The 19,537-nt window shown below is 57.0% G+C and carries 22 protein-coding genes; 16 read left to right on the top strand and 6 right to left on the bottom strand.

Annotated features, from left to right (window positions below; all coding sequences use genetic code 11):
* Positions 1 to 37: 37 nt before the first annotated feature.
* On the top strand, positions 38 to 691 hold the full coding sequence (locus KO499_RS07185; protein ID WP_215983013.1) for a cation transporter: 654 nt from the start codon (positions 38 to 40) through the stop codon (positions 689 to 691).
* Here KO499_RS07185 and KO499_RS07180 read toward each other — a convergent pair.
* Positions 688 to 1,605, bottom strand: a complete 918-nt coding sequence (locus KO499_RS07180) for an AEC family transporter (RefSeq protein ID WP_215983012.1) — start codon at positions 1,603 to 1,605, stop codon at positions 688 to 690. The genes KO499_RS07185 and KO499_RS07180 overlap by 4 nt on opposite strands.
* A gap of 171 nt (positions 1,606 to 1,776) precedes the next feature.
* Between KO499_RS07180 and KO499_RS07175 the strand changes: the two genes are divergently transcribed.
* Positions 1,777 to 2,484, top strand: coding sequence for a Crp/Fnr family transcriptional regulator (locus tag KO499_RS07175; protein WP_215983011.1), 708 nt, complete (start codon positions 1,777 to 1,779; stop codon positions 2,482 to 2,484).
* A gap of 82 nt (positions 2,485 to 2,566) precedes the next feature.
* On the opposite strand, the gene wrbA is transcribed toward KO499_RS07175, so the two are convergent.
* Positions 2,567 to 3,166 carry an NAD(P)H:quinone oxidoreductase gene (gene wrbA, locus KO499_RS07170; protein WP_215983010.1) on the bottom strand — a complete coding sequence of 200 codons (600 nt, stop codon included), beginning with the start codon at positions 3,164 to 3,166 and terminating at the stop codon, positions 2,567 to 2,569.
* A gap of 189 nt (positions 3,167 to 3,355) precedes the next feature.
* On the opposite strand from wrbA, the gene trhA reads away from it, so the two are divergent.
* The 3 genes from trhA (at position 3,356) to KO499_RS07155 (ending at position 5,424) form a co-directional block, all read left to right on the top strand.
* A complete protein-coding gene (trhA, locus tag KO499_RS07165) occupies positions 3,356 to 4,021 on the top strand; it encodes a PAQR family membrane homeostasis protein TrhA (RefSeq protein WP_215983009.1) in 666 nt (221 codons plus the stop codon).
* A gap of 41 nt (positions 4,022 to 4,062) precedes the next feature.
* On the top strand, positions 4,063 to 4,527 hold the full coding sequence (locus tag KO499_RS07160; protein ID WP_215983008.1) for an EVE domain-containing protein: 465 nt from the start codon (positions 4,063 to 4,065) through the stop codon (positions 4,525 to 4,527).
* A gap of 69 nt (positions 4,528 to 4,596) precedes the next feature.
* Positions 4,597 to 5,424, top strand: a complete 828-nt coding sequence (locus KO499_RS07155; RefSeq protein WP_215983007.1) for an ion transporter — start codon at positions 4,597 to 4,599, stop codon at positions 5,422 to 5,424.
* A gap of 18 nt (positions 5,425 to 5,442) precedes the next feature.
* Here the strand turns inward: KO499_RS07155 and KO499_RS07150 are convergent, their stop codons facing one another.
* Positions 5,443 to 5,817 carry a SirB2 family protein gene (locus KO499_RS07150; RefSeq protein WP_215983006.1) on the bottom strand — a complete coding sequence of 125 codons (375 nt, stop codon included), beginning with the start codon at positions 5,815 to 5,817 and terminating at the stop codon, positions 5,443 to 5,445.
* Positions 5,818 to 5,943: 126 nt separating this feature from the next.
* On the opposite strand from KO499_RS07150, the gene KO499_RS07145 reads away from it, so the two are divergent.
* The 3 genes from KO499_RS07145 to fabB all read left to right on the top strand — a co-directional run bounded on the left by KO499_RS07145 (position 5,944) and on the right by fabB (position 8,972).
* Positions 5,944 to 7,128, top strand: a complete 1,185-nt coding sequence (locus KO499_RS07145) for an NnrS family protein (RefSeq protein ID WP_215983005.1) — start codon at positions 5,944 to 5,946, stop codon at positions 7,126 to 7,128.
* Between the two features lie 111 nt (positions 7,129 to 7,239).
* Entirely contained in the window at positions 7,240 to 7,749 is a 510-nt protein-coding gene (gene fabA, locus KO499_RS07140) for a bifunctional 3-hydroxydecanoyl-ACP dehydratase/trans-2-decenoyl-ACP isomerase (RefSeq protein ID WP_215983004.1), read from the top strand.
* Positions 7,750 to 7,760: 11 nt separating this feature from the next.
* Positions 7,761 to 8,972 carry a beta-ketoacyl-ACP synthase I gene (gene fabB / locus KO499_RS07135; RefSeq protein ID WP_215983003.1) on the top strand — a complete coding sequence of 404 codons (1,212 nt, stop codon included), beginning with the start codon at positions 7,761 to 7,763 and terminating at the stop codon, positions 8,970 to 8,972.
* Between the two features lie 3 nt (positions 8,973 to 8,975).
* Here the strand turns inward: fabB and KO499_RS07130 are convergent, their stop codons facing one another.
* Complete coding sequence (locus KO499_RS07130; protein WP_215983002.1) at positions 8,976 to 9,335, bottom strand: helix-turn-helix transcriptional regulator; 360 nt, start codon at positions 9,333 to 9,335, stop codon at positions 8,976 to 8,978.
* A gap of 157 nt (positions 9,336 to 9,492) precedes the next feature.
* Between KO499_RS07130 and yegQ the strand changes: the two genes are divergently transcribed.
* From yegQ to KO499_RS07090, 8 genes are all read left to right on the top strand, one after another.
* On the top strand, positions 9,493 to 10,809 hold the full coding sequence (gene yegQ / locus KO499_RS07125) for a tRNA 5-hydroxyuridine modification protein YegQ (RefSeq protein WP_215983001.1): 1,317 nt from the start codon (positions 9,493 to 9,495) through the stop codon (positions 10,807 to 10,809).
* Positions 10,810 to 11,211: 402 nt separating this feature from the next.
* Positions 11,212 to 12,660 carry a Fe-S cluster assembly protein SufB gene (gene sufB / locus KO499_RS07120; RefSeq protein WP_215983000.1) on the top strand — a complete coding sequence of 483 codons (1,449 nt, stop codon included), beginning with the start codon at positions 11,212 to 11,214 and terminating at the stop codon, positions 12,658 to 12,660.
* A gap of 97 nt (positions 12,661 to 12,757) precedes the next feature.
* Positions 12,758 to 13,531, top strand: coding sequence for a Fe-S cluster assembly ATPase SufC (sufC, locus tag KO499_RS07115; RefSeq protein WP_215982999.1), 774 nt, complete (start codon positions 12,758 to 12,760; stop codon positions 13,529 to 13,531).
* 12 nt (positions 13,532 to 13,543) lie between these two features.
* Positions 13,544 to 14,830, top strand: coding sequence for a Fe-S cluster assembly protein SufD (gene sufD, locus KO499_RS07110; RefSeq protein ID WP_215982998.1), 1,287 nt, complete (start codon positions 13,544 to 13,546; stop codon positions 14,828 to 14,830).
* Between the two features lie 6 nt (positions 14,831 to 14,836).
* A complete protein-coding gene (locus KO499_RS07105) occupies positions 14,837 to 16,090 on the top strand; it encodes an aminotransferase class V-fold PLP-dependent enzyme (protein WP_215982997.1) in 1,254 nt (417 codons plus the stop codon).
* A gap of 13 nt (positions 16,091 to 16,103) precedes the next feature.
* Positions 16,104 to 16,457, top strand: coding sequence for a HesB/IscA family protein (locus tag KO499_RS07100; RefSeq protein ID WP_215982996.1), 354 nt, complete (start codon positions 16,104 to 16,106; stop codon positions 16,455 to 16,457).
* A 40-nt stretch (positions 16,458 to 16,497) separates the two neighbouring features.
* Positions 16,498 to 17,040 (top strand): putative Fe-S cluster assembly protein SufT, encoded by a 543-nt coding sequence (gene sufT, locus KO499_RS07095; RefSeq protein ID WP_215982995.1) that lies wholly within the window; start codon positions 16,498 to 16,500, stop codon positions 17,038 to 17,040.
* Positions 17,041 to 17,511 carry a SufE family protein gene (locus tag KO499_RS07090; protein WP_215982994.1) on the top strand — a complete coding sequence of 157 codons (471 nt, stop codon included), beginning with the start codon at positions 17,041 to 17,043 and terminating at the stop codon, positions 17,509 to 17,511.
* A gap of 12 nt (positions 17,512 to 17,523) precedes the next feature.
* Here the strand turns inward: KO499_RS07090 and KO499_RS07085 are convergent, their stop codons facing one another.
* Together KO499_RS07085 and KO499_RS07080 are read right to left on the bottom strand one after the other, a co-directional pair.
* Positions 17,524 to 18,732, bottom strand: a complete 1,209-nt coding sequence (locus tag KO499_RS07085) for a flagellar assembly protein T N-terminal domain-containing protein (RefSeq protein ID WP_215982993.1) — start codon at positions 18,730 to 18,732, stop codon at positions 17,524 to 17,526.
* 35 nt (positions 18,733 to 18,767) lie between these two features.
* Positions 18,768 to 19,316 carry an LPP20 family lipoprotein gene (locus tag KO499_RS07080; protein WP_215982992.1) on the bottom strand — a complete coding sequence of 183 codons (549 nt, stop codon included), beginning with the start codon at positions 19,314 to 19,316 and terminating at the stop codon, positions 18,768 to 18,770.
* Positions 19,317 to 19,537 lie beyond the last annotated feature (221 nt).

Below are 19,537 nucleotides of genomic sequence, written 5' to 3'. Positions count from 1 at the left end.
GGTTTCCAATAAGACTATCTTAACCAAGGAGGTCTTTATGGCGTGCAGCTGCTCTGCTCCCGAACCCAAATCTTCTGCACCGGGTTTTCGCCGGGCGTTATGGATCGCCTTGTGGGTCAATCTGGCCATGTTTTTTGTGGAAGGACTGGCCAGCCTTTCGTCCGGCTCGGTTTCGCTGATGGCAGATGCCATCGATTTCTTCGGCGACAGCGCCAACTACATCCTGTCCCTGACAGTGCTCTCCATGGGGATGCTCTGGCGCGGACGCGCTGCGATGGTCAAAGGCATCACCATGACAGTATTCGGCCTGGTGGTCTGGGCCCGGGCCGTCTGGGTGGTTCAGGCAGGCATTACGCCGGAACCACTGACCATGGGCACCGTGGGGCTGATTGCCCTTGCCGCCAATGTGGGTGTGGCCGTTATGCTGTTCCAGTTTCGTGAAGGCGATTCCGATATGCGCTCGGTCTGGCTGTGCAGCCGCAACGACGCCATCAGCAATATCGCGGTAATGGTGGCCGCCCTGGGCGTATTTGGAACCGGCACGGCCTGGCCGGATCTGATCGTTGCCGCGATCATGGGTTCGCTGGCCATGACTGCCGGCATCAGCGTAATGCGACATGCCCGCCGTGACATTGCTGAAGCGAAGGCCGGCTCTGCAGAGCCGGCAACGGCAACCTCACAAAGCCGTTAAAAAGCGATGGAGATCATGACCGGGATAAACACCAGGGCAAACAGCGTGGTCAGCAGCACCGTACCCGCTGCCTGCCTTGGCGACGTATCCAGCAGTGTGGCAATCACCACAGTGTTGGCGGCAATCGGCGTGATCGAGATCAGGAACATGGCCTTGTGAACGGCCGGCTGGTAGATGCCAAGAAGCGTTGAATCAACCCACCAGAACACGATGGCCACCATGGGCCAGACAACGAACTTCCCGAAGAACGCCAACGCCGTGAAACGCATGTTACCGGCCAATCCACGAAAGCTGGTGATGCTCATGCCGATGATCATCATTCCCAGGACACTGTAGGCCCCACGCAGATTATCGAACAATGGCACAAAAATATCCGGAATTCCTGCGCCCGCCAGGTTCAGGACAACGGCCGCCAGGAAAGCGTAAACCGAGGGCAGTTTCAGCACCCGCCAGAGCGCTTCCCTGATGCTGTAGCGCCCCCGTGCAGCAAGATAGAAACCGACGGAATTCTCGAAAAGCGTGGTTCCGAGCATGCACACAATGTAAAGCGCCAGCCCCTCTTCCCCGAACAGCAGCAGGGCCACCGGCACGCCGAAGTAACCGGTATTCCCGGAGCCCACGCACAGCGGAATGATGTTGGCACTGCCATCGGAGAGCGTTCTTTTGGCCAGTTGTAACTGCACGATCCCCAGAACAGAACAGAGTCCAAACACCAGAAACGGCAGCAGAATGACTTCCGGCGACAGGGGGGCAGCCATTACTCCGGAAAACACCACGGAGGGAGTCACGATGTAAAGCATGATACCGGCAATATGGCGACCGCTGGCCTCAAGGTAGCGACCTGCCGTCCAACCCAGGGCAACCGTTACATAGAGTGGAATTAGCTTGATGAAAAGGGCAAATGCGGCGGCCATTGACACTCCGTAGGCAAAACATGCTTCCGACAACAGGTGCCGGAGTCTATCACTGAACCCCGTCCAGATCGTCATATCGACTCAGTGAAAAAGCCTTAATGATTTAAGTCATTTCAAACGCCACCTTCCTGATACCATAATTAATCTGACACTCATAACAGGGTCAACTCAATGAACAGCGCTTTCAGGCCAGACCTCGCCTCCGCCCCCTGCATGCTGGGGGAACAACATCCCGATATCGTCCAGCCGCCAGCCGCCAGCGAGTCGACAGCTCTGCAGAATAGTCTCAGCCGGGTATTCGGTATTCGTCTGTCAGGGCATGGCAATGATGCGAACGCACGTTTCCTGGCCAATCTCGCCCGCCTGTTTCATCTTCGCCGGGTCGATCCTGAGTCGGTTATGGAAAAACATGATAAAGCCTGGGCAAACGTTTACCTGATTCAGTACGGCATCATGCGGCTGTTCCGGGAAGCACCCAGCGGCAAGGTCTCGATTCACCATTTCTTTTCCGAGGGCGATATTATCTGGCCGGTGTTTGGCCGTACCCGCACCGTCAGAAACACCCTCTGCCTGACCACGGTCACGCCGGTAACTGCCTGGGTGGCCGACTTCTCCGCGTTCCGGTCGGCCATCCAGTCACACGCTGAGGGGCTCTGGCCCCAGTTCGCACTCGCGTTGACCGAGGAAATCGCAGAGCTGACCAGCATGAGAGAGTTCCGCAAGCATACGATGCCTGCTCGGGATCGTTACACATTGTTGCTGGAGGAATATCCCGAGCTGGTAAAACGGGTGCCAGACAATCAACTGGCGTCGTGGCTGGGTGTTGTACCGGCGACCTTTTCCCGGCTGAAAACCGGGGCCGGGAATAAACGCTCGTAAGCTTCCGCATCGCATGAAAAAGGGCAGCAGCCGTTCGCCTGCTGCCCTGAAAGACGCTCAATACTTGCTCAAAAACCAGCGTTTATCCGTGCAGTTTCACTGCCAGCTCCGCAACATGTTTGCCCTGGTAACGCGCAATCGCCAGCTCTTTCTCACTGGGCTCGCGTGAACCGTCCCCACCCGCGATGGTGGAAGCCCCGTAAGGTGTGCCGCCGTTAACTTCCGAGATATCGAAAAATTCCGGTATGCCGTAGCCCAGAGGCACAATCACCATGCCGTGGTGAGCCAGAGTGGTCCAGAATGAGCTGATGGTGTGCTCCTGGCCGCCACCGGTGCCTGTGGACGTAAAGACACTGGCTACCTTGCCATGCAACTTGCCACCAGCCCAAAGCCCGCCGGTCTGGTCCAGGAAAGTACGCATCTGGCCCGCCATATTCCCGAATCGGGTCGGCGTGCCGAAAATAATCGCATCGTAATCCGCCAGTTCTTTCGGATCAGCTAGGGGCGCGCCCTGATCTGCCTTGCCTCCGGCGCTCAGAAACGCCTGATCGGCCATGGTTTCCGGAACGCGCTTGATGGTGACGTCAGCGCCATCGACACCTTTGATGCCTTCTGCAATTGTATTAGCCATGGTTTCAATATGACCGTACATGGAGTAATACAATACGAGTACCTTTGCCATTGGAAGAATCTCCTTCGTTATTGATCAGATGGCGAAAGGTTATCCAGCGACAGACTTGGGAGAAATCGGAAGTTTTTCGGCAGGTCATTCAGTTTTTCTGAACAGGTTCACAGGGCCTCCACCCCGACTATTGCGTACACGTGTACGCTCAAGTATTTTAGAGCCATGACTTATTCGGAAGGCCCTTCAATGACAACCGCTCAACCCCCGGCCCACAATATTCATCACCGCACCGAGGAATGGCTGAACACTGCTACCCATGGGTTGGGAGCCGTACTCAGCATCATTGGCACCGTGGCACTGATTGCCGGTGCCAGCGAAATTGGAGATACCTGGAAACTGATCAGTTTCAGCATTTTCGGCGCTTCGCTGATCCTGCTCTACCTGGCTTCCGCCCTGTATCACAGCGCACGAAGGCCAGAATTGAAGAGCGCGTTCAAAACCCTTGATCATTGCGCAATCTTTCTGCTGATTGCCGGAACCTACACGCCGTTCCTGCTCGTCAACATGCGGGGCACCGTAGGCTGGACACTGTTCGCGGTGATCTGGTCTCTGGCCATAACCGGCGTGGTGCTGAAGGTCATTTTCAAGAACCGCTTCAAGCTCGCCCGAGTCGGCATATACGTGGCCATGGGCTGGCTGATTACATTCGCCTCCTCAGACCTGGTGGCCAACCTGAGTGAAACGGCGCTCAACCTCACGATTGCCGGCGGCATCGTATATACCGCCGGAGTTGCCTTCTACCTGGCAGACCGCATCCCCTATATGCATGCGATCTGGCATTTGTTTGTCATTGGCGGCAGTGCTTGCCACTTCAGCGCAATCTACTTTGGGGTTCTGCCCTATACGGCCTGACCGGAAGGCCACTTCCATCGGCACCAACACCGGAGAAAGCAATGGCCAAATGGCTCGTAAAATCAGAACCTTCTGAGTGCGGTATTGATGATTTTGTCGCGGCACCGGGCGGAGTGATCCCCTGGGACGGTGTACGGAATTATCAGGCCCGGAATTTTCTGGCCCGCATGGAAGAGGGAGATGAGGTTTTTCTCTACCACTCCAGCTGCAAGCACATCGGGATTGCAGGCATTGTAAAGATTGTTCGCAGCCACTATCCCGACCCGACCCAGTTTGATCCGCAATCACCGTACTTCGACAGCAGGAGCTCTGCGGAGAAACCCCGCTGGCAGGCCGTCGACATGAAGTATGTCTGTACCCTGCCAAGACTGATCCCCCTGGATGAACTGAAATCAATACCCGGGCTCTCTGACCTGCCGTTGGTGAAGAAGGGAAGCCGGCTTTCCGTCATGCCCGTCGGTGAAGAGCAGTGGCAGATCATCCTGCACCAGGTTCAACCGGCTTAGGCTATCCAATTCGTTCACCGCCCTTTAGAATTCGGCACTTCCCCGAATCATCTGGAGCCGTAGTTCATCATGTCGTCCGAAATAAGCCCCGCCTCCGGTTTCGAAAAACTCCGTCGCATAGAGGCCAGCAAGGTTTTTCAGGGTGCCGTCATCAGCATCATCATCCTGTCGGCACTGACCATCGGCGCCAAGACCTATGATCTGCCACCGCTGGTGGAACAGACGCTCATCGCCATGGACAATGCCATCACGCTGTTCTTCCTGGTGGAAATCCTGTTCCGGTTTGGCGTATGCGCCAACAAGAAGCGTTTTCTGTTTGACGGCTGGAACCTGTTCGACACCCTGGTGGTGATCGGCAGCCTGATCCCTCTGGATAATTCTGAAGCGGTGCTGTTAGGGCGTCTCTTGCGGGTGTTCCGGGTTTTGCGTCTGGTGTCGGTGGTGCCGGAGCTTCGGTTTCTGATCAACTCGCTGTTGAAAGCCATTCCGCGCATGGGCTATATCGCCCTGCTGATGTTTATCATTTTCTACATATACGCCGCCATGGGTTCGATGTTCTTCGCCCGGGTGGATGAAGAGCTCTGGGGCGATGTGGCCATTGCCATGCTCACCCTGTTCCGGGTGGCCACCTTTGAAGACTGGACAGACGTGATGTACGCCACCATGGAGCAGTACCCGCTGAGCTGGCTGTACTACCTGACGTTCATTTTCCTGACCGCTTTTGTGTTTCTCAACATGATGATCGGGGCAATTCTGGAAGTCATGAGCGAGGAGCAGAACGCCAAACAGGCCCAGGCCGCTCACGACGAACGGGACGAAATTGCCCGCCAGCTCCAGGCCGTCCAGGCACAACTGGCGGAGCTGACAAGGCAGGTTGCCGGAAAGAACCGGGAGTAGGTTCCGGAGGCCGGGGTTCTAGAAAACCGGCTTGGTCATGGCCAGATGGAATATGGCGGTAATCTGCACAAGCGCAAGCACAGCGGCCACCGCCCTCTTTGGCACACTCAGTGTGGTTCTGAGCGCAAACAGCCCGGCGATAATGTAGCCGATCAACAGAACGATCTTTGCTGTCAGCCAACCATGGACGAAGGACATCCAGGGCGTTACAAACACCAGGCTGATGGCTGCCGCCAGCAACACGGTATCGTTCGCGTGCGGAATCCAGCGCAGCGGTGTTGCCCGCCAACCAGGCTTACCTACGGCATCCAGCAGCAGACGCAGGGCGAAAAGCACAACGGTCAGGTAGGCCGTGGTCATGTGCAGGTGCTTGAGAATCAGGTAGGCACTCATAGATCATCCTGTTTTGAATCAAAGCGATAGTGGCATTGTACGCAAAGATACCCCCAACCGGGTATGGTCTTTTTTGCCTTCCGGATATAACATGTACTTAGTTTACATCTATTATCGGAGATGATCATGCAGGCCACTCACTCAGCCAGCAAACCCGGCACTGCCCGCATCCACCAGCTGTTCGGCTATCCGTTCCGGGTATTTTTCCTTTCGATGACTCTGCTTGGACTATCCGTTATCCCGTTGTGGGTGATGCAGGTGAATGGTGTTATTGGTCTGCCCCTGGCTATGCCTGGGTTGTTCTGGCACCAGCATGAGATGCTTTTCGGCTTCCTCTCCGCGGCCATAGCGGGGTTCCTGTTGACCGCAGTTTGCGTGTGGACCCAGACAGAGCGTACCCACGGATTGAAGTTAGTGATGCTCTGGGGAGTATGGCTGGCCGGTCGTCTGTTACTGGCAACCGGGGCGGACCTGCCCTACTGGCTGGTACAGGCTGTGAATCTCGCCTTCCTGCCCCTGATCATGGTGGATGCCGGCTGGCGAATCTGGCATGCCCGGCAAAAACGGCAGCTGATGATCATGGTAGTCCTCGGCCTGCTCTGGTTGATGCAGATCGGCTTTGTAACGCAGCTCGACATGGCCTTCAGCTACGGTGCTCTGATTATGGCCATGGCACTGATCAGCGTTATCGGTGGCCGCATCACGCCGGCGTTTTCCAGCGGATGGCTGCGCCAACATGGGCAGGACAGTGCCGCTGTGAGCGTGGTCCCGGCACTGGACCTTGCAAGCGTATTCAGCCTTATCCTGCTCATGGTCTCACTGGTCACCGGCTGGCAAACCGTTACCGGTGTACTGGCCCTGATTGCCGGCATGCTTATGCTGGTGCGGCTTGCAGGCTGGAAGGGATGGCTCCTGCGCAAGGAACCGCTGCTCTGGATTCTGCACCTGTCCATACTCTGGGTGCCGGTGGCACTGTTCCTTCTGGCAGGGACATTGCTCGGAGGCTGGCCATCCAATGCCTGGAGTCACGCCGCCGGAACCGGAGCTGTGGCATGCCTTATTCTCGGAGTCATCGCCCGGGTATCTCTTGGCCATACCGGCAGACCACTGGTGTTGCCAAAGGGCATGGTGCTGGCATTCTTTGCGATTCACCTGGCGGCGCTTGTCCGGGTGCTGACTGCCTTTGAGGTCATCCCCTGGCATTCCGGAATCGGCAGCAGCGCGCTGCTCTGGATGTTTGCCTTCGGGATGTTCCTCTATCGCTATACGGGGATTCTGGCCAGCCCCAGACCGGATGGCCGGGAAGGCTGAGATGAAATCAGGGCAATCCGAAACTGCAATCATCCACTAAAGGTCAATAGCCCCTCGCCAAATTCGAGCTACAGTATAAGAAAACCATTTTGTAACAGAGAAACTGGCACTATGAACCCGGATCATTTTGATAAAGAAGACCTGATCAAATGTGGCCACGGCGAGCTCTTCCCTGGCTCCATGCGTCTGCCCATCAACGAGATGCTGATGTTTGACCGCGTCACGCACATCGCAGATGACGACGGCCTGTTCGGCAAGGGCAGCCTGGTAGCCGAGCTAGACATCAACCCGGACCTCTGGTTCTTCAAGGTTCACTTTGTCGATGATCCGGTAATGCCCGGGTGCCTGGGTCTGGATGCCATGTGGCAGCTGGTCGGCTTCTTCCTGGCCTGGGGTGGTGGCGAAGGCAAGGGGCGCGCACTGGGCGCAGGTGAAGTCAAATTTACTGGCCAGGTGTTGCCAACGGCCAAGAAAGTCACCTATCGCCTCGATCTCAAGCGTGTGATCAGGCGCAAGTTGACCATGGCAATCGCAGATGGCCGGATGGAAGTAGACGGCCGGGAAATCTACACTGCCAAAGACCTGCGGGTCGGCATGTTCACCTCGACCGATGATTTTTAGGAGTTAACAGGATGCGTCGCGTTGTAATCACCGGTATGGGCATTGTTTCCAGCCTTGGTACCAACCAGAAGGAAGTTGCCCAATCCCTCAAGGAATCCCGTTCTGGCATCGGCTTCAGCGAAGAAGCCAGGGACAATGGTCTGCGCAGCCACGTGTGCGGCCAGATCAACCTGAACCTGCCTGAACTGATTGACAGGAAACTCTGGCGTTTCATGTGCCCGGCTTCCGGCTACACCTATCTGGCAATGCGTGAAGCGATTGAGCAGGCCGGGCTGACCGACGAGCACATCAAGGCAGACACCACGGGCATTATTTTCGGCCAGGGCGGTGCCTCCACGGTTGAACTGCTCGACTCCATCGACACACATCGCGACCGCGGAATCCGTCGGGTTGGCCCCTATCGCGTACCCCGCACCATGGGCAGCGCGATCAACGCCTCGCTGGCGACCGGATTTGGTATCCGTGGCGTCAACTACGGCATTACATCGGCGTGCGCCACCAGCGCGCACTCCATCGGCCATGCCGCAGACCTGATTGCCCTTGGGCGCCAGGATGTGATGTTTGCCGGTGGCGGCGAGGATATTCACTGGACCCTGAGCCTGCTGTTCGACGCCATGGGAGCCCTGTCCACCAAGTACAACGATACGCCGGAACTGGCCTCACGCACCTATGATGCGAACCGGGATGGCTTTGTTATTTCCGGTGGTGGTGGTGTGCTGGCACTCGAGGCCCTGGAGCACGCGGAAGCACGCGGAGCGAATATTCTGGCTGAGATTGTAGGATTCGGTGCCACCTCAGACGGCGCCGACATGGTCGCCCCGAGTGGAGAAGGTGCGGTGCGCTGCATGCAGCAGGCCATGAAAAACCTGGACGGTGACATCAGCTACATCAACACCCACGGCACCAGTACTCCGGCCGGTGACGTAACCGAACTGAAAGCACTGAAAAACCTCTTTGGCGACAAGATCCCGCCACTGAGCTCCACCAAGCCCCTGTGCGGGCATGCTCTGGGTGCAGCCGGTGTGCACGAGGCGATCTACAGCCTGATCATGCAACGCGAAGGCTTTATTGCGCCGTCCGCCAATATCGAGACCCTCGATGAGGGTGCTGAAGGCTATCCGATCGTGCGCGAGCGCATGGACAATCAGAATCTTGACCTGGTGATGAGCAACAGCTTCGGCTTTGGCGGCACCAACGCCACACTGGTGTTCAAAAAGGTCTGAACCTTATCGGGACAGCCTGACAGAGCGATATTCAGCCGGGGATATTCCCATCCAGCGCTTGAAAGCCCGGCTGAATGCGCTCAACTCCGAAAATCCGAGCTGCTCGGCAATTTCCACCAGCGGCTTGGTTTTATCCTGCATGTAGGTAAGCGCCTGCCTGCGACGCACATCCTCGAGCAAACGGGCAAACGTCAGCCCTTCCCGTTTCAGCTTTTTGTGCAGCGTGTAACGGCTCATGTGCAGCTGCGACGCCACGACTTCCACACCAACCTTGCCACGAGCAAGCTGCACACTGATCAGCGAACTGACCCGCAAACTCAGCGATGCCCGCGCCACCTCTGGCGTCAGAGGCTTGGATGTCATCTGGAACTCCTCCTTTTCAACACGTTAGTCTGAAAACCCGGAACCGTGAGCGTACACATGTTCGCCGAAAATAATCAATACAACCTTTGAGCAGGATCAAGGGAGCGCCCGCCCGACTACGGCAAAATGCCCGCCGTCATAATCGCCCGGAGCCACTATGAACACCCCGGAATTGCTTGCCCCTGCGGGCACCCCAGCACACATGGAAACCGCCTTCGCCTATGGCGCCGATGCGGTGTACGCCGGCCAGCCCCGCTATTCACTGAGAGTAAGGAACAACAGTTTCAAAGACGTTGCAGCGCTCGGCGCAGGTATTGAACGGGCCCACGCTCTGGGCAAACAGTTCTATCTTGTCTCCAACATAGCACCTCACAACGACAAAGTGCGCTCCTACCTCAGAGATCTGGCACCGGTACTGGAACACAAGCCCGATGCTCTGATCATGTCTGATCCCGGCCTGATCATGCTGGTACGGGAAAGGTGGCCGGACCAGCCCATCCATCTCTCGGTACAGGCCAATGCGGTTAACTGGGCCACCGTGGAGTTCTGGCGGCGCCAGGGAATCAGCCGGGTGATCCTGTCCCGGGAGCTGGCTCTGAACGAAATTCGCGAGATCCGCGACCGGGTTCCTGACATGGAACTGGAGGTCTTCGTACACGGCGCCCTTTGTATGGCCTACTCCGGCCGATGCCTGCTGTCGGGCTATATGAATCATCGGGACGCCAATCAGGGCGCCTGCACCAATGCCTGCCGCTGGAACTACCAGCCGGTCCAGCACAGCCACGACCAGACCGGCGATCTGATCGCAACCAGTGGCGGCATGGCACAGGGAGTGTCCCCGAAAGAGATCCTGCTGGAAGAGCCCAACCGCCCCGGAGGCTTCATTCCTGCTTACGAGGACGAGCACGGCACCTACATCATGAACTCGAAGGATCTGCGAGCGGTTCAACATGTGGCGGAGCTCGCCAGAATCGGGGTGCACTCCCTGAAAATTGAAGGCCGCACCAAGAGCACCTATTACGTGGCCCGCACCACCCAGATCTACCGCCACGCCATCGACGACGCCATGCAAGGCAAGCCCTTCGACATGGGCCTGATGGACGAACTGGAAGCCCTCTCAAACCGGGGCTACACGGAAGGCTTCCTGCGCCGGCACGTTCCCCAGGAATACCAATCCTACGAACAGGGCTCCTCATTCCTCGGCACCCAGCAGGTTGTCGGCACCATTACCGATATGAATGACCAGTGGCTGACCATCGACGTGAAAAACAAATTCGCACCCGGCGATCAACTGGAACTGATCAGCCCGTCGGGCAACCTGCGGTTCTCGGCCAATATCATGGAAAACCGAAATGGCCAGTCTATGGAATATGCTCCTGGCAGCGGCCACATCGTTCGTATTCCAAAACCGGCTGATCTCCCGCAGCCCCTGGAGCACAGTTACCTCACAAGAATCCTGCCTGCCGGGGACTAGCAATTCGTATGAGGCGTCGGCTGAGGGAGGCACTCCCGCCCGGCGCCAGCCTCGACCTCACAGCCCTGCAATAACCAGACTATCAGCCTCATTGCCAGCCTCTTAGTGCCCCAAAGGCCGATTAAGGTATAATCAGCCCTGGCACAAATTAATACCTGACTATTTTACTCTGGTATTGTATAATCGCTCGCCAGAAGTGATGGACCAAAGCGGCTTCATCGGCTTTTTTTTCAGCACCCGCTTTGAAAATCCGTCATCCAAAAAGCGATTGCAGGGCGTATTCAACATGCGTACGACCACTGCAACACCCGAACTGATGACATCCGATCGGCAGCCCGCCTATGAGGCTGCCGGCGACACCAAGGGCGCAAGCCCGCGATGAGAGAATACGGAGCGACGATCATGGCGACCACCGACCAAGAGGTGAACGAGCTGATCAAACGGGAATACGAGCACGGATTCGTTACAGACATCGAGTCCGACACGTTTGAGCCCGGCCTGAACGAAGACGTTATCGCCCGCCTGTCCGGCATCAAAAAAGAACCGGAATGGATGTTGGAATGGCGCCTGAAAGCCTACCGTCGCTGGCTCGACATGGAAGAGCCGGACTGGGCCCACGTGGGCTACCCCAAGGTCGACTACGACTCGATTTCCTATTATTCCGCGCCCAAGCGCAAAGAAGACATGCCCCAGAGCCTGGACGAAGTGGATCCGGAGCTGCTCAAAACCTATGAAAAGCTGGGCATTCCCTTGCACGAACGGGAGAAGCTTGCAGGCGTTGCCGTGGATGCCGTGTTCGATTCGGTCTCGGTGGCAACCACCTTCAAGGAACCCCTGGCCAAGGCCGGTGTGATTTTCTGCTCTATTTCCGAGGCCATCCGCGACTACCCGGAACTGGTCCAGAAATACCTCGGCACCGTGGTGCCTCACGGCGATAACTTCTTTGCCGGGCTGAATTCGGCGGTGTTCTCCGACGGCACCTTTGTGTACGTGCCCAAAGGCGTTCGCTGCCCGATGGAGCTGTCCACCTATTTCCGCATTAACGCAGCCAACACCGGACAGTTCGAGCGCACCCTGATTATCGCCGATGAGGGCAGCTACGTGAGTTACCTGGAGGGCTGCACAGCGCCCATGCGGGATGAAAACCAGCTGCACGCCGCAGTTGTTGAACTGGTTGCCCTGGACGATGCCCAGATCAAGTATTCCACGGTCCAGAACTGGTACCCGGGCGATGAAGAGGGCAAAGGTGGCATCTTCAACTTTGTCACCAAGCGCGGCGCTGCCATCGGCAAGAATTCCAAGATCTCCTGGACCCAGGTCGAAACCGGCTCTGCGGTCACCTGGAAGTACCCGAGCTGCGTCCTGCGCGGCGAGAACAGTGTCGGGGAGTTCTACTCCGTAGCGCTGACCAACAACTACCAGCAGGCTGACACCGGCACCAAGATGATTCACCTGGGCAAAAATACCTCCAGTACGATCATCTCCAAGGGTATTTCCGCCGGCAAGAGTTCCAACGCCTATCGCGGACTGGTGAAATTTGGCCCGGGCGCTGAAGGTGCACGCAACTTTACCCAGTGCGATTCACTGCTGATCGGCGATCGCTGCGGCGCACACACCTTCCCGTACATCGAGAGCAAGAACAAGTCGGCCATTGTCGAGCACGAAGCAACCACCTCGAAGGTCAGCGACGAGCAGATGTTCCTCTGCCGCCAGCGTGGTATCGAGCCGGAACAGGCGGTATCCATGATTGTGAACGGCTTCTGCAAGGAAGTGTTCAAGGAGCTGCCGATGGAGTTCGCTGTCGAGGCCGGCAAGCTGCTTGAGGTGAGCCTCGAAGGCTCGGTCGGTTAAACACCCTTGCCCCGCTGGCCTCGAGCAGGTCAGTGCGCAGGCACAGGCAGGGTTCAATTTACATACAGAATTTCAGAATACAGAGAGAAGCCTACAAATGCTGAGCATCAAGAACCTGCACGCATCCGTTGAGGGCAAAGAAATCCTCAAGGGCATCAACCTGGAGATCAAAGCCGGGGAAGTTCACGCCATCATGGGCCCCAACGGCTCAGGCAAGAGCACCCTGTCGCAGGTGCTGGCAGGCAATGACGCATTTGAAGTCACCGGGGGTGAAGTCACCCTGAATGGCGAGAATCTGCTGGAGCTTGAAACCGAAGAGCGCGCTCGTGAAGGCATCTTCCTGGCGTTCCAGTACCCGGTGGAAATTCCCGGGGTAAGCAACCTTCAGTTCCTGCGCACGGCGGTAAACGCCATGCGCCAGCACAAAGGCCAGGGCGAGATGAACGCGGCCGAGTTCATGAAGCTTGCCAAAGAGATCTCCAAACAGGTGGATCTGGATCCGGCGTTCCTCAAGCGCGGTGTCAATGAAGGCTTCTCCGGTGGTGAGAAAAAACGTAACGAAATCATGCAGGCGCTGCTACTTCAGCCCAAGCTGGCGATTCTCGACGAGACCGACTCCGGGCTCGATATCGATGCCCTGAAAGTTGTTTCCGACGGTGTAAACGCCCTGCGTGCAGAAGACCGCGCCATCCTGATGGTGACCCACTACCAGCGTCTGCTGAACCACATCGTGCCAGACTACGTGCACGTTCTGGCTGGCGGCAAGATCATCAAATCCGGCGGCCGCGAACTGGCCCTGGAGCTGGAAGAACGCGGCTACGGCTGGTTGGGCATCAAGGATGAAGACACTGCCGACAGCTCAGCCAACTAAGGAGGTCGCGGAATGAAACCAGCACCAACTCTTTCCACCGCGTTCCTGCACCCGGCTGGCCAGGCACTGCCCGAGCCTCTGCTTGCTCTGCGCAAGCAACGGGGATCAGCCCTGGTCGACATGCCATTGCCGACCCGGAAAACGGAAAACTGGAAGTACTCCAGCAAGTATCTCAAGCTGACCGATGACATGGCCATTTCCCTGCCGGCGGAAGGAAAGACCGGGAGCAGTCTGGCAGTACCGGGCTACAAGGTTGCGTTCCTCAATGGCGTCATGATTCCGGAAGCCTGCGAGTATCCGGATCTGGACGGCATCAGCATCAAGAGCTTTGATGATCTGAGCGACGAGGAGGCCGCTGACCTCGCCGATCGTCTGGACAGCACTCTGGATAACAAGGCGGTCCAGATGGCCCGGCTTAACTCGGCCCGGTTTGAAGATGGCCTGCTGATCCGGCTCAAGCCTGAAGCCGTGCTTGACCAGCCCCTGTTCATTGTCCACGAAGTGACTGCCGAGGCGAGTGGTTCGGCCTTTCCACGCATCTTCGTCGATGCCGGCCGGCACAGCCAGATCACGCTGGTGGAAGAATACATTTCCAGTGGCTCTGCCCAGGTGATGGTCAACACCGTCACTGAATTCAACATGGCAGACGGCGCCAACATCACCAGCATCCGCCTCAACATGGAAGGCGAGAATGTTCAGCACATAGGCTCCACGGGCGTTCTGCAGCAGCGCAGCTCCCGCTTCGAAAGTCACGCCGTTGGCTTTGGAGGCCCTCTGCGCCGGCACGATCTGCAGGTTCGGCTTGAAGGCGAGGGTGCCGAATGCAAACTCAACGGCGTGGTTGTTACCCAGGGCAAACAGCACTACGACAATCACACCACCATTGAGCATGTGGCCGCCCACTGCAACAGCGAAGAAACCTATCGCAATATTGCAGCAGACCAGTCCCATGCCATATTCAACGGTCGGATTCATATCCACCAGGACGCCCAGAAGTCCAATGCAGATATGAACAACAACAACCTTCTGCTGTCGAACGGTGCAGAGATCGATACCAAGCCGGAGCTGGAAATCTACGCCGATGACGTGAAATGCGCCCACGGCGCGACCATTGGCCAGCTCGATGAAATCTCACTGTTCTACCTGATTTCACGGGGTATCGGCCGGCGCGAGGCCAACGTCCTGCTGACCATGGCGTTTGTCAACGAACTGGTAGAACAGATTCCGGTCGAAGCAGTGCGGGAAACGGTCCAGGGCCGGCTGAGCCACTTCTTCGAACAGACATTCCAGGAGGCGTAACCGGTTATGACCGATCTGTCCGTGGCAAGTACCGCCAGGCGTCCCACCTTTGATGTAGACGCTATTCGCCAAGATTTCCCGATCCTGTCGCAACAGGTGAACGGCAAGCCCCTGGTGTATCTGGATAACGGTGCCTCAGCGCAGAAGCCCGAGGCGGTACTGAACGCCATGGATCGGTATTACCGGGAAATGCACTCCAATGTTCACCGGGGCGCCCATACACTCGGAGACCGGGCTACGAGCGCCTTCGAAGGTGCCCGTGACACTGTCCGGGAGTTTCTCAATGCCAAAAGCACCCGGGAAATCATCTGGACCCGTGGTACTACCGAAGCCATTAACCTGGTGGCCAATGGCCTGGCCCCTCGACTGAAGGCCGGTGACGAAATTCTGGTCAGCCACATGGAACACCACGCCAACATTGTGCCCTGGCAAATGATTGCCGAGCGTACCGGTGCAAAGGTGGTTCCGATCCAGGTGACGCCAGAGGGTGAGCTGGACCTGGAGTCTTTCACCAGTCTGCTCAATGACAGAACCCGGGTACTGGCGATCACCCACGTTTCCAACGTGCTTGGCACAGTCAATCCGGTGGCGGCCCTGATTGAGCAGGCTAAAGCCCGCGGCATCATTACCCTGGTCGACGGCGCCCAGGCGGTGCCCCATTATCAGCCGGATGTGCAGGCGCTTGGATGCGACTTTTACGTGTTCTCCTCGCACAAGCTGTTTGGTCCGACGGGCATTGGCGTACTTTACGGGAAGGCCCAACTGCTTGAAGAGCTGCCACCCTACCAGGGCGGCGGCGAGATGATCGAACGGGTCTCGTTTGAGCGCACTACCTGGAATACCCTGCCCTACAAGTTCGAAGCGGGCACTCCGGCCATTGCCGAAGCGGTTGGACTGGGCGCAGCCATTAATTATCTGAACGGACTGGATCGCCAGGCAATGGAAGCGGCCGAAACAGCCCTTCTGGAAAGGGCAAATCAGCTGGTCGAGACGGTCCCGGGCATGAAAATCATTGGCACTGCAAAACAGAAAGTGCCGGTCATGTCCTTTAAAATTGCCGGTCTGCACCCCAGTGATATAGGCACCCTGCTGGATCAGCAGGGTATCGCCATCCGCACCGGCCACCATTGCGCCATGCCACTGATGGATTTTTACGGCGTTCCCGGTACAGCCCGGGCGTCATTCGCGTTTTACAATACTCTGGACGAGGTAGACGCTTTGTTTACCGCCTTGCAAAAAGTCCAGCGCCTGTTTGCCTGAGGGAGGTGGAATCATGACAGCTGAAGTCTTCACGCCAACCGTCGCCGTCACCATGACGCCCAGCGCGGTCAAACACGTGCGCAAGCAGCTGGAGAAGAAGCCGGAAGCCAAAGGCATCCGGCTGGCCATCAAAAAGAGCGGCTGCTCCGGCTTCAAATACGAAACCCAGTGGGTGGAAAGTTCCTCATCCGATGACAAAGTGTTCCACATTGATGGTGTCGACGTTTTTGTCAAAGACGAGCATCTGCCCCTGGTAAACGGCATTGAGATCGACTTTGTGACTGAGGGCGTGAACTCCATGTTCCAGTTCCGCAATCCGAATGCCACCGCAGAGTGCGGATGCGGCGAGAGTTTCACCGTCGCCTGATCCGACACCAAAGATTTAAAAAAGTGAGGCCCGAACAGGCATGCAAGAACGGGAAGTGGTCCTGACCAAACGCGAGGTGGAAGCCCGCCTTGTTCCTTCCGGAACAGAAATCATGATTCCGTCGGACACCTTTGTGACCATCACACAGTCACTGGGCGGTACCTTCACGGTCGCCGTGAACGGCAATCTCGCCCGGATAGAAGGCCACGATGCCGATGCGCTTGGCAAGAAACCCCTGGAAAGCAGCTTCGAGACCCCTGAAGACGGCACAGTGAATGAAAACCAGGTCTGGGAAGCCCTGCGCAACTGCTACGATCCGGAGATTCCGGTTAACGTGGTGGATCTGGGCCTGATCTATGAATGTGACATCCAGAACGGTACCGACGACGGCAACCACATCTACGTCAAAATGACTCTGACGGCCGCCGGCTGTGGCATGGGCCCGGTGATTACCGAAGATGTAAAAACCAAGCTGGAGCATGTGCCCAACGTGGACAAGGTGACGGTTGAACTGACTTTCGATCCTCCCTGGAGCAACGACATGCTCACGGACGAAGCCAAACTCGAACTGGGAATGCTGTAAATGACGGCCAGCGAACAGGACTTTCTGAACAATCCCCTCGGCAAAGACACCACCCTCGAAGACGTTCTGGATGGCTTCGAGTTACTGGACGACTGGGAAGAGCGGTACGCCTTTATTATCGACCTGGGCAAACAGCTTCCCGCATTCCCGGATGAGTCCAGGGTGGAAGAGAACTATGTGCATGGCTGCCAGAGCCAGGTCTGGGTGATACACCACTACGATGACACGAGTGGCCGGCTCTATCTGCTGATTGATTCCGACGCCATGATCGTGCGTGGGCTGGCTGCCATCATTCTCGTCGCCCTGAACGGCAAGACGCCTCGAGACCTGCTTGCCACGGACATTGATGAGTTGTTTGAGCAACTGGACCTGTTCCGTCACATTTCCCCAACCCGTGGCAACGGACTCCGGGCCATGGTTGGCAAGATCCGCGATATCGCTGCCGCCGAGGTGGCAGGCAGCGCAAACTGATGCCTGGCCGGGTTACCAGATAATCGCAATATCATCTCTCTGGATGTTTACGATGCCGCCAAGCAGCGGCATCGTGCCCCGGCTGAAATGCGGCTGGACAGTATCGAGCGTCACAGAAACATCACTATCCTGAAGTTCCGGGGAATCTTCAGGCGAGTCCAGATACCGCTTACTCCGGTAGAGTTTCAGTTCATCGCCCGGCCGAAGCCCGTCGATGGCTCCGGATTTCAGCGTCACCGAGTTTCCGTCCACCCGCGCAATTCGTGTAATAAAGGGCTGACAGGCCAGTGCCTCGGTCACGGCCATCGCCATATCCGAGATCACACCGTCGACCGACTGGCCATAGGCGGTTTTCTGGAAGACGGCCGAGCCGAAACCGACGGAACTCCCCGGCCCGGCATCCCAGTCCGAAGCGGTTGCAAACCGTTCCCGGTATACCGGAGCTCCGCTGAACCCATCATAAATCATGAGATCAACAGCAAATCGACGCCGCTGATCCAACCGACCCATTCGCCGCTGCATGCTGTCCAGTACAGACGTACCCCACGCCGAAGGATCTGCAACACCAAGATCCCGGATCACCCCGGTTACCACAAACTGCACGCCCATTTCACGGGCCAGCTCCAGAACATTGCTCAACCGGTTGTTGCCGTATTGCACTGTAGGTGCATTCAGCAGGTCAGTGAACATCCTGGAGGTTGTCGCCCCGAATACCTGTAACCCGCCCTGCGCCATCAAACGCTGCTGAAGCTGTTGCGGCAAAATCTCGCCGGCATCGTCAATACGCCCGATCCGGGCCTGCTCCGGATAGAGCATCGGGAATCCGGTCACTGCAACCCGCTTCTTTGGTCCGCCAGCCTCTCCGGCTCCGCATTGGCTCCGGCCTTCGCTGATACTCCCGCGAACAATCACCCTCAACAGGTTGCCGGTCTGATACTCATCGATTATCTGCACGTTCCTGGCCCTGGCGCTTGACGCCAGATCCATCCGGGACTCGGTGATAACCCCGTTTTCCATTGTGTCGTGTGTACTTACCCTGGCTTCGTACTGCAGCGAAAGATCACGAATCGCGGCTCTGCGGGCTTCCGCCCGTGCTGCATCCAGATCACCATTGTAGATATTGGCATGGCCTACGCCTTCCAGTACGACGGCGTGGGCACCAGAGGACAAAAGCAGGACCAGGGCAGCCCCAAGCAAAATACGTAACGAAACATGCGTCATAGTTCCAGATACTCTTAACCATTCCGACCAGTGGTTCATTCCAGGTAATACAGGGAATCAACGCCCTTGCTCTGCACATCCCCCACGCTGTCATTTTCCTGTGGCATGGGAATCGGACAGAGATCCTGCACCTGCTTATCGGTCACCTCAGCAACACAGGCCCGGAAACGTGGTTCAAGTTTCAGCTCCATCACGGTCTCGAACACTCCGTCACTGTGTTCGTTTACCGCCACGAGCTTGGCTCCGCGAATGTAACTGTCGACATAGGTTCTGAACGTGTCATTGCGCAGGACAAAGTCATTGACGGTGGAACTGCCGTAGACCACGGTCCCATACACCCGTTCAACCAGATTCCGGTAGGCATCGAGCTGTGAGGCACGCCGGGCCATCAGGCGTTTGCGGGTGCTTGAACGGTCAACCGCAACGTCCTCATAGGTTCCCAGACCACTGACGCGCACGATAATTGGCTCCAGTTCCGTGTCCTGACGGGACTGTTTGCCCGAATTTCCCTGGTAGCTGCCCAACGGTGCGCAGGCAGCAATCGTTGTTGCCAGCAGAGGCAAGAGTATCCAGCGAAGGTTCATTGCGTGTCTCCAGAAAAACATCATTTCCGATTTTCCATGAAATAATTGCGCCAGCTTTCATAACCTGTTGATATTCCGATTAACACCACCTCGGCGCATCGTCTCACTATCGGCAAGCGGCAAAAAAATGCCTCTGTTTATACATCAAAAACAGACCTTTACCCCACAGATCCTGCGCAGAAGCGACTCTGTATTTATTGTGTGGCAATGATCGCTGCACG

The organism is Marinobacter sp. F3R08 (assembly GCF_018860425.1).
Taxonomy (GTDB): Bacteria; Pseudomonadota; Gammaproteobacteria; order Pseudomonadales; family Oleiphilaceae; genus Marinobacter.
The sequence above is the reverse complement of the archived record's forward strand: the minus strand, read 5'-3'. Positions and strand labels throughout refer to the sequence as shown.